This window comes from Limosilactobacillus portuensis, assembly GCF_028607025.1.
Taxonomy (GTDB): Bacteria; Bacillota; Bacilli; order Lactobacillales; family Lactobacillaceae; genus Limosilactobacillus; species Limosilactobacillus portuensis.
Window position 1 is genome coordinate 475,897 of the sequence record NZ_CP117296.1, and the last position, 15,604, is coordinate 491,500.

The window sequence follows — 15,604 nt, forward strand, 5'->3', positions numbered from 1 at the left end:
AATGTTAAAAATTACCATGTTTTCGTCTGCCGATAAGGTTGCTGGACAAGGGGTCGGCAGTGCTTACATAGAATTAATTCATCTTTTAAGAACTCGCTTTGCCGATCAGTTTGACATTGCGATTAATAAATATCGAAAAAGTCAGATCAGTCATTACCACACGATTGATCTGCCCTTTTATTTCTCAACGTTTTCTAAAAAGCGTGGACGGAAAATCGGCTACGTTCACTTTCTTCCCGAAACTTTAGAGGGAAGCCTGCAAATCCCACAACCATTTCGTGGACTTTTTTATCGGTATGTAATCGCCTTTTATAAAAGGATGGATCACTTGGTTGTTGTTAATCCATCCTTTATTGATAAGTTAGTAGCATACGGAATTCCTCGTGATCATGTAACGTATATTCCTAACTTTGTTGATTCAGATAACTTTTTCCCGGTTGACAAGTCAACTCGTCAAAAATATCGGCAAAAGTATCATTTACCAGCGGATAAGTTCGTGGTTCTTGGAAGCGGTCAGATCCAGGAGCGAAAAGGAGTCCCTGACTTTATTAAACTAGCTCAACAAAATCCTGATATTCAGTTTGTGTGGGCAGGCGGCTTTTCGTTTGGTCGATTAACTGATGGTTACAGTGAGTTAAAAAAAGTCGTTGATAATCCACCAACAAATTTGCTATTTACTGGTATTGTTAGTCGAAAAGAGATTGCAGAATTAAATAATGCTACTGACTTATTCTTACTTCCGTCATTTAACGAACTATTCCCGATGTCAGTTCTTGAAGCATTTAGTTGTGGAACCCCGGTGATGCTTCGTGATCTTGATTTATATCATTCAATTATTGATGGGGACTACGAGCCAGCTAAGGATGTCGGTGAGATGCAAACTAAGCTTGTAGAGCTTACCCATAATCCAGAAAGATTGAATTACTTACGGAAACAAGCGGTTGAAACTTCAAAGCGTTACTCGAAAGAACATCTTGCAAGGGTTTGGGATCGCTTTTACCGACAACAAGCAAAGGAGGCTAATTAATGAGCCGACGTAATTGGGGCGTCCTGGCTATGATGCTCCTGATTGGGGTGGGGATTTTTGTATACGCCTTACGTGACATTAATCTTCATGTTTTAATTCAGGAATTTAATACAATTAATTGGGGATGGATGCTCGTTGCGGTTATTTGTATTTGTCTTTACCTTGGTTTAGAGGGAGTTGTGGTAAAGATATTCATGAAGGATCGCTATCCAGATTTTACCTGGAAAGACTCATTTCGGTTACCTTTAATTGAACAGTTATTTAATGGGATTACCCCATTTTCAACTGGCGGACAGCCTGCACAGTTAGTAGCAATGATTCAATCAGGTGTTGACGGGGGGATTGCTAGTTCAGTTCTTCTGATGAAATTTGTTGTTTTCCAAGCAATGATTGTGGTAAATTTCCTTATCTCACTGCTAATTGGGTTTCACTATATTGAAGAAAAGCTTCATGCATTAGCATTATTAGTTGTCTTTGGCTTTACAATTCACCTTGCTGTTATTGTTGGCCTACTAATGGTAATGTATTGGTACCACTTTACTAAAAAAGCAATTAACCTGCTTATTAAACCGCTTGCGTTATTTATGAAAGCCAAGCGATATGAGAGAATGAAAATTCTTTTGAACGAGAAAATTGATTCTTTCTATCAGGAAAGTTTAAAAATGAAAAAGGAATATGGTAAGTTAGCAAAGGTATGCGTTGTCACAATCGCTCAGCTCTTTTTCTACTACATTATTCCGTATTTTATTCTTCTTGCGTTAGGTGTTCATCATATTAACTTCATAATGGTGGTTAGCCTGCATGTGTTAATTTTTATGGTGATTTCGCTATTTCCAATTCCTGGGGGTGCAGGAGGAGCAGAGTATAGCTTTTCAGTTTTATTTGCTAGTTTTGTCAATTCAAATACTAAATTGATTTTAGCAATGCTTCTTTGGCGGTTACTAACGTATTATTTTGGGATGTTTGCTGGAATAATTGCTTTAATCGTCAAGCCAAATCGAGTTCAACATCGCAAATAAATTTTATGGATTATCGAATCATGGTGAATGATTAGCATAATTTAGAAGCTTCCAATGGAAAGCAAGTTTATTTTTGTGTAATTGGATTTTATATATTCAAGTAGAGTGAGGGTGAGAAAGATTTTCTCGCCCTCATTATTTAAAATGAATGTGAGGGATAAAGGGTGTACTCTTCAAATTTAGAAAAAATTATTAAACGACTTCAAGCAATGGCGCTTGATCACTCTAATAATAGACAGAAAAGAATCTTTGAACAGTTTGGAATTCCTCTTTGTGAGGTGACGTATATTCGATCAAGCCGTGAATTTATTTTTGAACGCTATCGTCCACGAGAACGATTTCGTTTTGACGATATTGATTTAGCCGCAATTGAAGTTTTTAATTGCTTATATGATTTTAAACATACTTTTTAAATTAAAATTTCCTATTGACGTGGACTGATGAACAAGGTATATTAGTTATCGTTGTCTGTGAGACAATATAAATGGACGTTACATTTGATTGTAAATTCATTTGAAATAATATGTTGACATTAATTTGTTGTCATGATATATTATTTAAGCTGCTTGTTGAGATTAATGATTTAATCTTTGGCGATTCAATTAAGTGAAATTAATTGTTGACATTAGAATGGGCATGCGATATAATCTTAAATGTTGTTCAGCTTTGCAGTTGAACAAAGTAGACCTTTGAAAACTGAACAAAGTTTCGACGAATCAAATGTGTAGGGTCTTCAATCATAATGATTTGAAGCAAAACATTTGCGAAGTCAATTCGCTTAATTAATTTGAATTAGAGCTATTCAAGTTCTTATATTTTATATGAGAGTTTGATCCTGGCTCAGGATGAACGCCGGCGGTGTGCCTAATACATGCAAGTCGAGCGCACTGGCCCAACTGATATGACGTGCTTGCACTGAATTGACGTTGGATTCCCAGTGAGCGGCGGACGGGTGAGTAACACGTGGGCAACCTGCCCTGAAACGGGGGATAACATCTGGAAACAGGTGCTAATACCGCATAACAACGAAAACCACATGGTTTTCGTTTCAAAGATGGTTTCGGCTATCACTTCAGGATGGGCCCGCGGTGCATTAGCTAGTTGGTAAGGTAACGGCTTACCAAGGCGATGATGCATAGCCGAGTTGAGAGACTGATCGGCCACAATGGAACTGAGACACGGTCCATACTCCTACGGGAGGCAGCAGTAGGGAATCTTCCACAATGGGCGCAAGCCTGATGGAGCAACACCGCGTGAGTGAAGAAGGGTTTCGGCTCGTAAAGCTCTGTTGTTGGAGAAGAACGTGCGTGAGAGTAACTGTTCACGCAGTGACGGTATCCAACCAGAAAGTCACGGCTAACTACGTGCCAGCAGCCGCGGTAATACGTAGGTGGCAAGCGTTATCCGGATTTATTGGGCGTAAAGCGAGCGCAGGCGGTTGCTTAGGTCTGATGTGAAAGCCTTCGGCTTAACCGAAGAAGTGCATCGGAAACCGGGCGACTTGAGTGCAGAAGAGGACAGTGGAACTCCATGTGTAGCGGTGGAATGCGTAGATATATGGAAGAACACCAGTGGCGAAGGCGGCTGTCTGGTCTGCAACTGACGCTGAGGCTCGAAAGCATGGGTAGCGAACAGGATTAGATACCCTGGTAGTCCATGCCGTAAACGATGAGTGCTAGGTGTTGGAGGGTTTCCGCCCTTCAGTGCCGGAGCTAACGCATTAAGCACTCCGCCTGGGGAGTACGACCGCAAGGTTGAAACTCAAAGGAATTGACGGGGGCCCGCACAAGCGGTGGAGCATGTGGTTTAATTCGAAGCTACGCGAAGAACCTTACCAGGTCTTGACATCTTGCGCTAACCTAAGAGATTAGGCGTTCCCTTCGGGGACGCAATGACAGGTGGTGCATGGTCGTCGTCAGCTCGTGTCGTGAGATGTTGGGTTAAGTCCCGCAACGAGCGCAACCCTTGTTACTAGTTGCCAGCATTTAGTTGGGCACTCTAGTGAGACTGCCGGTGACAAACCGGAGGAAGGTGGGGACGACGTCAGATCATCATGCCCCTTATGACCTGGGCTACACACGTGCTACAATGGACGGTACAACGAGTTGCGAACTCGCGAGAGTAAGCTAATCTCTTAAAGCCGTTCTCAGTTCGGACTGTAGGCTGCAACTCGCCTACACGAAGTCGGAATCGCTAGTAATCGCGGATCAGCATGCCGCGGTGAATACGTTCCCGGGCCTTGTACACACCGCCCGTCACACCATGGAAGTTTGCAATGCCCAAAGTCGGTGGCCTAACCATTTGGAGGGAACCGCCTAAGGCAGGGCAGATGACTGGGGTGAAGTCGTAACAAGGTAGCCGTAGGAGAACCTGCGGCTGGATCACCTCCTTTCTAAGGAATAAAACGGAAACCTACACATTGTGGAAACTTTGTTTAGTTTTGAGAGGTTTACTCTCAAGCTTGCACTTTGAAAACTAAATAATATCAATTTTCTTTATTAATTAACAAAACAAACCGAGAACACCGCGTTATTTTGAGTTTTTTAGAAATTAATCGCTAACTCAATTAATCGGATAATCACGAAGTGATTATCAAGGTTAAGTTATGAAGGGCGCATGGTGAATGCCTTGGTACTAGGAGCCGATGAAGGACGGGACTAACACCGATATGCTTCGGGGAGCGGTAAGTACGCTTTGATCCGGAGATTTCCGAATGGGGAAACCCAACCAACTTAGTCGTTGGTTGCTTGACTAGTGAATCTATAGCTAGCAAGCGGTAGACGCAGTGAACTGAAACATCTCAGTAGCTGCAGGAAGAGAAAGAAACATCGATTCCCTTAGTAGCGGCGAGCGAACGGGGAAGAGCCCAAACCAACGAGCTTGCTCGTTGGGGTTGTAGGACTGAACATTTGAGTTACCAAAGAGCGACGTAGTCGAAACAGTTGGGAAGCTGTGCCAGAGATGGTGAAAGCCCAGTAGACGAAACGGCACTCTCTCAGTTCAGGATCCTGAGTACGGCGGGACACGTGAAACCCCGTCGGAAGCAGCGAGGACCATCTCGCAAGGCTAAATACTCCCTAGTGACCGATAGTGAACCAGTACCGTGAGGGAAAGGTGAAAAGCACCCCGGAAGGGGAGTGAAATAGTTCCTGAAACCATGTGCCTACAAGCTGTCGGAGCCCATTAATGGGTGACGGCGTGCCTCTTGCAGAATGAACCGGCGAGTTACGATTGCATGCAAGGTTAAGGTGGAAAAACCGGAGCCGCAGCGAAAGCGAGTCTGAAATGGGCGTACGAAGTATGTAGTTGTAGACCCGAAACCAGGTGACCTACCCATGTCTAGGTTGAAGGTGCGGTAAAGCGCACTGGAGGACCGAACCCGTGTCAGTTGAAAATGGCTGGGATGAGGTGTGGGTAGCGGTGAAATTCCAAACGAACTTGGAGATAGCTGGTTCTCTCCGAAATCTCTTTAGGGGGAGCCTTGGGAAAAAGAATCGTGGAGGTAGAGCTACTGTTTGGACAAGGGGCCCGTCATAGGTTACCAACTTCAGATAAACTCCGAATGCCATTGATTTATGCCCAGGAGTCACACGATGAGTGATAAGATCCACCGTGTAAAGGGGAACAGCCCAGATCACCAGTTAAGGTCCCTAAATATATGCTAAGTGGAAAAGGATGTGGAGTTGCATAGACAACTAGGATGTTGGCTCAGAAGCAGCCACCATTTAAAGAGTGCGTAATAGCTCACTAGTCGAGTGATTCTGCGCCGAAAATGTACCGGGGCTAAGCATATTACCGAAACTGTGGATGTGCACTACGTGCACGTGATAGGAGAGCGTTCTAAGGGCGGTGAAGCTAGACCGTGAGGACTGGTGGAGCGCTTAGAAGTGAGAATGCCGGTATGAGTAGCGAAAGACAGGTGAGAATCCTGTCCACCGAATGACTAAGGTTTCCTGGGGAAGGCTCGTCCTCCCAGGGTAAGTCGGGACCTAAGCCGAGGCCGAGAGGCGTAGGCGATGGATAACAGGTTGAGATTCCTGTACCAGTTAACTGCGTTTGACGATGGAGGGACGCAGGAGGCTAAGCAAACCTCACGATTGGAAGAGTGGGGCCAAGCAGTAAGTCAGGATGTGAGTCAAATGCTTACATCCGGGTTGACAAGCTGTGATGGGGAGCGAAATTACAGTAGCGAAGTTGCCGATGTCACACTGCCGAGAAAAGCTTCTAAGGAGCACGTTAACTGCCCGTACCGCAAACCGACACAGGTAGTCGAGGAGAGAATCCTAAGGTGAGCGAGTGAACTCTCGTTAAGGAACTCGGCAAAATGACCCCGTAACTTCGGGAGAAGGGGTGCTGGTCGCAAGACCAGCCGCAGTGAATAGGCCCAGGCGACTGTTTATCAAAAACACAGGTTTCTGCAAAATCGTAAGATGAAGTATAGGGGCTGACGCCTGCCCGGTGCTGGAAGGTTAAAAGGAAGGGTTAGCTTCGGCGAAGCTCTGAATTGAAGCCCCAGTAAACGGCGGCCGTAACTATAACGGTCCTAAGGTAGCGAAATTCCTTGTCGGGTAAGTTCCGACCCGCACGAAAGGCGTAACGATCTGGGCGCTGTCTCAACGAGAGACTCGGTGAAATTGAAATCCCTGTGAAGATGCAGGGTACCCGCGACAGGACGGAAAGACCCCATGGAGCTTTACTGTAGCTTGATATTGAGTGTTTGTACTGCTTGTACAGGATAGGTAGGAGCCATAGAAGTCGGAACGCTAGTTTCGACGGAGGCGTTGGTGGGATACTACCCTTGCATTATGACCACTCTAACCCGCAGCACTGAACGTGCTGGGAGACAGTGTCAGGTGGGCAGTTTGACTGGGGCGGTCGCCTCCTAAAAGGTAACGGAGGCGCCCAAAGGTTCGCTCAGAATGGTTGGAAATCATTCGCAGAGTGTAAAGGCACAAGCGAGCTTGACTGCGAGACAGACAGGTCGAGCAGGGACGAAAGTCGGGCTTAGTGATCCGGTGGTTCCGCATGGAAGGGCCATCGCTCAACGGATAAAAGCTACCCTGGGGATAACAGGCTTATCTCCCCCAAGAGTCCACATCGACGGGGAGGTTTGGCACCTCGATGTCGGCTCATCGCATCCTGGGGCTGTAGTCGGTCCCAAGGGTTGGGCTGTTCGCCCATTAAAGCGGTACGCGAGCTGGGTTCAGAACGTCGTGAGACAGTTCGGTCCCTATCCGTCGCGGGCGGAGGAAATTTGAGAGGACCTGTCCTTAGTACGAGAGGACCGGGATGGACATACCGCTGGTGTACCAGTTGTTCCGCCAGGAGCACCGCTGGGTAGCTATGTATGGACGAGATAAACGCTGAAAGCATCTAAGTGTGAAACTCGCCTCGAGATGAGATTTCCCATTCCTTCGGGAAGTAAGACCCCACAAAGATGATGTGGTAGATAGGATGGAAGTGGAAGTGCCGTGAGGCATGGAGCGGACCATTACTAATCGGTCGAGGACTTAACCAAGTTAAGCGGTAAGGTTTGGAAGAAGAGCGATATTGTTTAGTTTTGAGAGCGCAAGCTCTTGCCCGGAAGGGTAAGTGTGGTGATGATGGCTTGAAGGATACACCTGTTCCCATGCCGAACACAGAAGTTAAGCTTCAACACGCCAAAAGTAGTTGGGGGATCGCTCCCTGCGAGGATAGGACGTTGCCACGCGATTTGATTGAGCTTTGGCACCTGGTTCGTTGCCAGGGCTCGGATTTTGGAGAGTTGTCCGAGTTGGCCGAAGGAGCAACATTGGAAATGCTGTATACGGGTTAAAGCCTGTATCAAGGGTTCGAATCCCTTACTCTCCGTTGTTATGACCCGTTAGTCAAGTGGTTAAGACACCAGCCTTTCACGCTGGTATCGTGGGTTCAAATCCCGCACGGGTCACTCTTTATGGAGGATTAGCTCAGTTGGGAGAGCATCTGCCTTACAAGCAGGAGGTCACAGGTTCGAGCCCTGTATCCTCCATTCACAACGAAAGTTGTGTTTGGTAATTTAATAAAACCCATATTATCGCAATGGCTCGGTAGCTCAGTTGGTAGAGCAACGGATTGAAGCTCCGTGTGTCGGCGGTTCGATTCCGTCCCGCGCCATTTATGGGGGAGTAGCGAAGTCTGGTTAAACGCGACGGTCTGTAAAACCGTTCCTTCGGGTTCGGTGGTTCGAATCCACTCTCCCCCATTTTATAGGGATATAGTTAAACGGTATAACTACGGTCTCCAAAACCGTCATTGTGGGTTCGATTCCTACTATCCCTGCTTTTATGAATTTTTTGGCGGTATTGGTGAAGTTTGGTTAACACACCGGTTTGTGGGTCCGGCACGCGTGGGTTCGAATCCCACATACCGCCCTTTGTTAAAAGGCATTTATCACTTTTAACGTTAACTATTTGGTGGTATAGCCAAGTGGTAAGGCAGAGGTCTGCAAAACCTTTATCATCGGTTCAAATCCGATTACCACCTTTTAGTTGTTAGCTAATATTAATATTTTGCCTCTGTGGCGGAATTGGCAGACGCGCTGGACTCAAAATCCAGTTCCCGTTGAGGGAGTGTGGGTTCGACCCCCACCGGAGGCATACTTTAGACGGATAATTAATATTAGTTAGCAAATAATGGAAATAGGTTGAAGCTTGATGCATCTTGCTTCAACCTATTTTTTACTTTTTAAATTAATTATTTTTGTTCTTGTACATTGTTTGTACATCATTGTCCGAATTTAGGATATCTAATATCACTTCAATATGTTTCTTAGATTTTGCTTTCATTTAATTTATTTTGAATGGAAATCCTGTGCCCTAGTCCTCTATGGAATTATGACCTTGATTTTGATTGCTGTGATTCTTGGCTTGATGATTTTGGTAACCGCATTGCCAATTATCATGCCTGCGTATGTTAAGCTAACTTATGATTCACGAGTTAATAAGGGAATCAAAATAAAAAGCAATATAAAATAACCATAAATTTAGACCTCTCCACTGAACTTTATTGAAGTAATCAGTTAAGGATTAGCTATATATGAATCATTTTTCATATGTCTAGACTAATAAATTTTTAGTTAAGTGATTTATCTATTGATAATATGAGGAAGAGAAAAAAGATGGATTTTCAATACAAAATCCAGGAGAAAGTTAATAAGGCAGGACTTTGTACTTTATCATTCTTAATTAGATTATCTCAATTGAGTAAAAATCACAATAAATAGTGGATATAATATCCTACCCCCTACATATTGTGTTGGGGAAGTCAACCTTTCTCTTCAATTTATTCAATAGTAAGATAGCAATCGTTAAACAATAAAAGAGGGGTCTGCAGAAATGAAAATAGAGTTAATGAATGATACAAGTTTACAAAATCTGACCGATGTAAAGGTTGTAAAGCGTGACGGCACTGAGACACCCTTTTACGGTTATAAGATTGACTTAGTGTTAAAAGAACTAAATGCTGATAGTGAAACGAAAGCTGCTGTTTACCAAGAGCTGCTCTCCTTTATGGGAAAGAAAACAGTTTCTACGATTGAAATTGCACAGGCATTTATTTCAGGGCTAAAGAAAGCAGACCAAAACATTTTGGCTCAAAAATATGTTAACTATCGTCGTCAAGACGAAGAAAACTTCGCGGAAGCAACTGATCCGCAATATAAGCTTAGTCAATTGTTTGACCGTAATTCACGGGTTGTCCACGAAAACGCCAATAAGGATAGTCACGTTTTTAATACGCAACGGGATCTGGAAGCAGGGGTCGTTAGCCGTGCTTTGGGATTGAAAATGTTACCTGATTTAGTAGCTAAGGCGCATTTACGTGGCGATATTCACTGGCATGATCTGGACTATTCCCCAGTGACTCCCGAAACTAATTGTTGCTTGATCGACTTTGATGAAATGTTCAAGAATGGCTTCAAAATTGGGAATGCTTGGGTTTCTTCACCACGTTCAATTCAAACTGCAACTGCTCAGATGTCCCAAATTATTGCAAACGTGGCTTCATTACAGTACGGTGGTTGTTCCGCTAACCGGATTGACCAATTATTGGAACCATATGCTAAATTGAATTACCAAAAGCATATGAAGGATGCTGAGGAGTGGATCGCTCCTGAAAAGCGGGAAGAATTTGCTCGGGCGAAGACAAAGAAGGATATTTATGATGCAATGCAGGCCCTGGAATATGAGATCAACACTCTTTATTCAAGTCAGGGTCAAACACCATTTACCACAATTAACTTTGGCCTAGGGACTAGCTGGATTAGCCGGGAGATTCAAAAAGCAATTCTGCAGATCCGGATTAAGGGACTGGGAAAGGAACACCGGACAGCAATCTTCCCTAAATTGATTTTTACATTGAAGCGTGGGTTAAACTTACAACCTGGTGATCCAAATTATGATATCAAGCAACTTGCACTTGAATGTTCAACTAAGCGGATGTACCCAGACCTACTAATGTATGACAAAATTAAAGAAATCACTGGCAGTTTTAAGACACCAATGGGATGTCGTTCGTTCTTGCAAGGGTGGAAAGACCCTGAAACCGGTAAAGAGGTTAATTCTGGTCGAATGAATCTTGGGGTTGTAACGGTTAACTTACCGCGAATTGCCCTTGAAGCTCAAGGCGATAAGGAACTCTTTTGGCAAATTTTCCAAGAAAAGATGAATATTTGTCACACTGCCTTGAAGTACCGGATTGCGCGGACAAAGCAGGCCAAGCCCGAAAATGCACCATTGCTTTACATGTATGGTGCGTTTGGAAAGCGACTAAAGCGGACTGATAGTGTTGATGAAGTCTTTAAAAATAGTCGAGCAACCATTTCTTTGGGGTACATTGGATTGTATGAAGTTTGCACCACCTTTTATGGTTCAAATTGGGAACATAACCAGGAAGCTCATGACTTTGCAGTTTCGATTGCTAAGGCGATGCATGAACTTTGTGCTAAATGGGAAAGCGAAGAAGGCTACCACTACAGTCTTTACTCAACTCCCGCTGAATCATTGACTGATACTTTCTGCCAAAATGACCTTAAAAAATTTGGCCGGATTGAGGATGTTACTGATAAGGAATATTACACTAACAGTTTCCACTATGATGTTCGCAAGCATCCGACACCATTTGAGAAACTAGAATTTGAAGAAGCGTTCCCATACCAAGCTGCCGGTGGTTTTATTCACTATTGCGAGTATCCAAATCTTCGTCAAAATCCGAAGGCGCTCGAAGCAGTTTGGGACTGGGCTTATGATCATGTTGGCTACTTAGGAACAAATACCGCAATTGATCAATGCTTTAAGTGTGGCTTTAAAGGCGAATTTGAGGCAACTGCACGTGGGTTTAAGTGTCCGCAATGTGGGAACCACGATCCGGCAACGTGTGACGTTGTTAAGCGGACTTGTGGCTACTTAGGTAATCCACAACAGCGACCAATGGTTCATGGTCGGCACGAGGAAATTATCCACCGAGTAAAGCATATGAGTTCTTCAATGATTAAGTCGGCTGCTCAGTTTGAACAAAATCGTCAATTCGATTCAAAAGAAGATCGGGCTGCCATTAATGGCGATCAAATTTAGTGGGGGATTAGAATGGTAGAGAAAAGGCCGCAAAGATTACCAAAAAATCCACAACCAAAGGAGTGGTTGGCAAAGGATCATTCACTTCAATACGTAGCGGACTATAAACCGTTTAATTTTGTTGATGGTGAAGGGGTTCGATGCAGTGTTTATGTTAGTGGTTGTTTATTTAATTGTCCGGGTTGCTACAATAAGGCGGCACAAAATTTTCACTATGGACAGCCTTATACCCAGGAACTTGAAGATCAGATAATGGAGGATCTTTCGCAAAGTTATGTTCAGGGGCTTACTCTTCTTGGCGGCGAACCGTTCTTAAACACTCAGGTTTGTTTAAAGCTAATTCACCGGTTACGAAAAGAATTCGGCCATACTAAAGATATTTGGTCATGGTCTGGATATACCTGGGAAGAACTATTGAAGGATTCTGATGATAAATTGGAAATGCTTCATAATATTGATATTCTGGTTGATGGTCGGTTCTTGTTGGCAAAAAAGGATCTGACTTTACAATTCCGGGGCAGTTCCAATCAACGAATTATTGATGTCCCTAAGTCATTTGCTAGTGGCAAAGTGGTTATTTGGGATAAGTTAGTCCATTAACAGGTGAAATGAATGAATGAAGAATTATTGAAGACTGTTCAAAAGGCTAGTCAGGGACAACCAGACTGGCTCCAAAAGAAGCGTTCATTAGCAATAATGTTGCAAAAACGGTTTCCGTTAGCCAATCACCAGCAAGCATGGTTAGCAAAGTGGCAGCAACCAAGTATTGCTGGTAATGATGAATCTTTATCACTGAATCATGATGGGGATGATTTTGTAGCACTGCCAATCAATGTGGCTGTTCAGAAATATCCCGAATTATTACAGGAAAACTTGATGGAAAAAGCAGTTCGCTGGCAAGATAACCAGTTGAATGCACTTCACCTGGCATTAATGGATACTGGTCAATTTATTTATGTTCCAGATGAGACAAAATTAGAGAAACCGTTAAAAATTGAGTTAGTAACGAGGAGCAATAATCCGCATAACCTAATCATCGTTGGTGCTGGCGCTCAAGTAACGATCATTGAAGAAGGTAGTTATGAGACGCAAGCTCCGTTATATACTGCTACTGAGATTTTGATGGGGGCAGGAGCGCAGGTAAAGTTCTGCCAAAATAACAGCTATTATGGCAATTTAGTTTGTCAAGCGGTTCATTCTTATCAGGCACGGAGTTCAAAGCTGGATGTGGAAGGAATTATTCCAAAGAATCAACACGGATACAGCAACTTTTATAGTTTTCTTGATGGCTCTGATGCGCGTTGGAATGTTCAGTTAGCTTCTATGGTTGAGGCTGACTGCCAGCAAGAGGTGGTTACTCAGGTTGATGGCTACGGTGAAAACACTAGTGCCCAAGTGAATGAGTGGGGATGGGTAGCTCCTAATGCACAGTTGAAGTGGGGAAAATTAGCCACTGTGGATGACGAACCATTGGAGCTTCATCAACACCGTGTAATTGCTAGTAGTGCAAAGACAGTGGTTAATGATCAAGAAGAGACCTCTCATTTTAATGCTCCTGATGACTTCTTTAAGACGCAATTACCAGCTAGTTCATGGTTAGCGCGTCTTTCTTAGTTACAAAACAGTTACAGAAACACACTGAATAGTGATAAAAAGTCTAAATTAAGGGTCAGAAATCTCTAATTTAGACTTTTTTGTTTTTCTTTATTACAAAATATCTTTTATAAATGATTTGATAAAGAAAGACACGTGGAGCGCTTGCTACTGGGATTTATTATCATTTCTCAAGAGTGAAAATAAACTTTTTATTACATCAGATTACGGAAAAGGCTGAAATTGATAATTTGTGGTAACTACCATGTAATTTTAATCGTGTATATTAGAAACCGTTGATGAGGTCATCAACGACTTAAATTAATAATTAGAAATTTGAAACAATATTTGAGAAAAGGAAGGTATTTCATTTATATGAATAAGTTATCGAAGAACATCGCTAAAGTTACAGCTGCTGTAGCCGGGGTTGTTGCCTTAGGAACTATCGCAACTACCACAACCGCTAACGCCGACTCAATTTACACGGTGCAAAGCGGTGACACCTTATCAGGAATTTCATATAAGTTAGGTCATGATTTAACTTTTGTTGATACATTAGCTTCAAACAACAACATTGCTAACAAGAACTTGATTTACGTTGGTCAAAAGTTAGTAATTAAGGATGACGGTGAAGTTGCACCTGCTACTCAACAACAAGTTGAAACCTTACCATCAGCAAATACTGCTAACCAAACCAGTTCTGCAGCTACCTCAACTAGTGTTGCTAGTCAAAGCCAAGCACAATCACAACAAGCTGCTTCAGCAAATACTCAAGCACAAACTGCAACTGCAACAACTTCAGCAAGCAATGCTGCAAGTTACAGCAACTACACATCAAGCGTAGCCGGTAATGATGCCGCTGCTAAGGCATGGATTGTTGCCCGTGAATCAGGTGGTAACTACGGTGCCCAAAACGGTCAATACATTGGTAAGTACCAATTATCCGCATCATACCTTAACGGTGACTACTCCGCCGCAAACCAAGAACGAGTAGCCGACCAATACGTAGCTAGCCGTTACGGTTCCTGGAGTGCCGCACAATCATTCTGGCAATCACACGGTTGGTACTAAAATAGATAGAGCGTGAGCAGGATAAAAAAGTCCTGTAAGACAACAATTTCTCCCGACTGGGTGCTGAAAGCACCTGGGAGGGAGTTTGTTGTCTCTAAGGGCTTTTCTGCGAACGCGTTTCTGCAATAAAATAGTAAATAACTCTCGATAATAGTGTGTTATCCGCTATTATTGAGAGTTTTTGCTATAATCTATGAATAGGTGTGGGAGATAAATGCTGTTTAAGTCAAAAAATGATCAGGAATCGATGGATCGCGCTAAAAAGATGTATGGAGCAGGAATAAATCGTGGCCTAGCAGGTTTTGTTTCTCAGGGACGAAAGAAGGAAAAACGGTCAGTAATTGATGAAATTACTTTAACAACGACTGAACAAATTCCAGAGAACGATTATAGGATTATTGGAGTAGTATTTGGGACTGCTACTAGAGAGGAGAAAACGTCTGCCCATGAGCAAGCAATTAAAGCATTACGAGATAAAGCAAAGCAAGTTGGAGCAGATGTGGTAGTAGCGATGCGCTTTGAGTCTACTTCTTCAACGGTTACGGCATACGGGACTGCGGTCAAAATAGTCAAATAAATATTAAACGGCTTCTCAACTTTCAAATTATTATGAGAGTTGAGGAGCCGTTATTAAATTAATTTTCCCATGGTTTATCTTTACTGATTGAGTTGATAATTGCTGCTTGTTTTTGACGATTTTCTTTTCGATGCTGGCGACGGGTTGCATAGCCAGCTACCATTGCTTTTTGCTCTGCTGTTTGGGGAATCAATTGGTCGTACTGGATTACTTTCTTAGGGTCTTGGATTACGTAAGTCATGAAGCAAGAAAAGCCGACGAAACGTTCACCAGTCATCAGGTGTTCACCAATGACTTTAACGAAAACTTCTAATGATCTATGACCAACACCTGTAACATAAGCTTCCATGCACATTGAGTCTTGGAGTTGAAATGGTTTAAGAAATTGAACATGATCCATAGCGGCAGTCACGACAGTTGAGCGGGTGACCCGCATAGCGGCAACAGATGCCTCACCGTCCACTAGCTCTAAAATTCGTCCGCCAAAAACGGTTCCGTGTTCATTTAGGTCTGCATTAAAAACACGGTGAAGAGAGACGGCAAGGGTTTTATTACAATTTATCTTCATTATTAATGGCTCTCCTTAAAAATATTTACTTATAGTTTATTTTAGCATAGTTAAGAAACCGTTTTCTTTAATAAAATTTGGTATTTTACGTAAATAAATGAAATTTTGTTAATATTTTTTTCATCTCTCTCTTAAAAATATACTATAATAGAGACACTA

The 15,604-nt window shown here is 43.0% G+C and carries 9 protein-coding genes, 9 tRNA genes and 3 rRNA genes; 20 read left to right on the top strand and 1 reads right to left on the bottom strand.

The window, feature by feature from the left end:
* Window position 1: 1 nt before the first annotated feature.
* The 20 genes from PRK60_RS02255 (at window position 2) to PRK60_RS02350 (ending at window position 14,877) form a co-directional block, all read left to right on the top strand.
* On the top strand, window positions 2-1,027 hold the full coding sequence (locus PRK60_RS02255; protein WP_273646226.1) for a glycosyltransferase family 4 protein: 1,026 nt from the start codon (window positions 2-4) through the stop codon (window positions 1,025-1,027).
* Window positions 1,027-2,046: a lysylphosphatidylglycerol synthase transmembrane domain-containing protein gene (locus PRK60_RS02260; protein WP_273646227.1), complete on the top strand. Its 1,020-nt coding sequence runs from the start codon at window positions 1,027-1,029 to the stop codon at window positions 2,044-2,046. The genes PRK60_RS02255 and PRK60_RS02260 overlap by 1 nt, the downstream gene beginning before the upstream one ends.
* A gap of 209 nt (window positions 2,047-2,255) precedes the next feature.
* Window positions 2,256-2,459 carry a DUF1797 family protein gene (locus PRK60_RS02265; protein WP_244973988.1) on the top strand — a complete coding sequence of 68 codons (204 nt, stop codon included), beginning with the start codon at window positions 2,256-2,258 and terminating at the stop codon, window positions 2,457-2,459.
* A gap of 404 nt (window positions 2,460-2,863) precedes the next feature.
* Window positions 2,864-4,438: ribosomal RNA gene (locus PRK60_RS02270) — 16S ribosomal RNA — on the top strand.
* A gap of 204 nt (window positions 4,439-4,642) precedes the next feature.
* Window positions 4,643-7,564: ribosomal RNA gene (locus PRK60_RS02275) — 23S ribosomal RNA — on the top strand.
* A 75-nt stretch (window positions 7,565-7,639) separates the two neighbouring features.
* Window positions 7,640-7,756: ribosomal RNA gene (gene rrf, locus PRK60_RS02280) — 5S ribosomal RNA — on the top strand.
* Together the 16S, 23S and 5S rRNA genes with 9 tRNA genes alongside form the textbook arrangement of a ribosomal RNA operon.
* A 48-nt stretch (window positions 7,757-7,804) precedes the next feature.
* A tRNA-Ser gene (locus PRK60_RS02285) sits at window positions 7,805-7,896 on the top strand.
* Window positions 7,897-7,903: 7 nt separating this feature from the next.
* Window positions 7,904-7,975 (top strand) — tRNA-Glu (locus PRK60_RS02290).
* 8 nt (window positions 7,976-7,983) lie between these two features.
* A tRNA-Val gene (locus PRK60_RS02295) sits at window positions 7,984-8,056 on the top strand.
* A 52-nt stretch (window positions 8,057-8,108) separates the two neighbouring features.
* Window positions 8,109-8,181: transfer RNA gene (locus PRK60_RS02300), tRNA-Phe, on the top strand.
* A gap of 5 nt (window positions 8,182-8,186) precedes the next feature.
* Window positions 8,187-8,269: transfer RNA gene (locus PRK60_RS02305), tRNA-Tyr, on the top strand.
* 6 nt (window positions 8,270-8,275) lie between these two features.
* Window positions 8,276-8,346: transfer RNA gene (locus PRK60_RS02310), tRNA-Trp, on the top strand.
* A gap of 17 nt (window positions 8,347-8,363) precedes the next feature.
* A tRNA-His gene (locus PRK60_RS02315) sits at window positions 8,364-8,438 on the top strand.
* Window positions 8,439-8,479: 41 nt separating this feature from the next.
* Window positions 8,480-8,550: transfer RNA gene (locus PRK60_RS02320), tRNA-Cys, on the top strand.
* 28 nt (window positions 8,551-8,578) lie between these two features.
* Window positions 8,579-8,663: transfer RNA gene (locus PRK60_RS02325), tRNA-Leu, on the top strand.
* Between the two features lie 738 nt (window positions 8,664-9,401).
* Complete coding sequence (gene nrdD, locus PRK60_RS02330; protein ID WP_273646228.1) at window positions 9,402-11,636, top strand: anaerobic ribonucleoside-triphosphate reductase; 2,235 nt, start codon at window positions 9,402-9,404, stop codon at window positions 11,634-11,636.
* 12 nt (window positions 11,637-11,648) lie between these two features.
* Window positions 11,649-12,236 (top strand): anaerobic ribonucleoside-triphosphate reductase activating protein, encoded by a 588-nt coding sequence (gene nrdG, locus PRK60_RS02335; RefSeq protein ID WP_102169087.1) that lies wholly within the window; start codon window positions 11,649-11,651, stop codon window positions 12,234-12,236.
* A 12-nt stretch (window positions 12,237-12,248) separates the two neighbouring features.
* Window positions 12,249-13,250 carry a SufD family Fe-S cluster assembly protein gene (locus tag PRK60_RS02340; RefSeq protein ID WP_273646229.1) on the top strand — a complete coding sequence of 334 codons (1,002 nt, stop codon included), beginning with the start codon at window positions 12,249-12,251 and terminating at the stop codon, window positions 13,248-13,250.
* A 354-nt stretch (window positions 13,251-13,604) separates the two neighbouring features.
* Window positions 13,605-14,300: an aggregation-promoting factor gene (gene apf / locus PRK60_RS02345; protein WP_273646230.1), complete on the top strand. Its 696-nt coding sequence runs from the start codon at window positions 13,605-13,607 to the stop codon at window positions 14,298-14,300.
* A gap of 214 nt (window positions 14,301-14,514) precedes the next feature.
* Entirely contained in the window at window positions 14,515-14,877 is a 363-nt protein-coding gene (locus tag PRK60_RS02350) for a heavy metal-binding domain-containing protein (RefSeq protein ID WP_219721798.1), read from the top strand.
* 58 nt (window positions 14,878-14,935) lie between these two features.
* On the opposite strand, the gene PRK60_RS02355 is transcribed toward PRK60_RS02350, so the two are convergent.
* A complete protein-coding gene (locus PRK60_RS02355) occupies window positions 14,936-15,448 on the bottom strand; it encodes an acyl-CoA thioesterase (protein ID WP_102169090.1) in 513 nt (170 codons plus the stop codon).
* Window positions 15,449-15,604 lie beyond the last annotated feature (156 nt).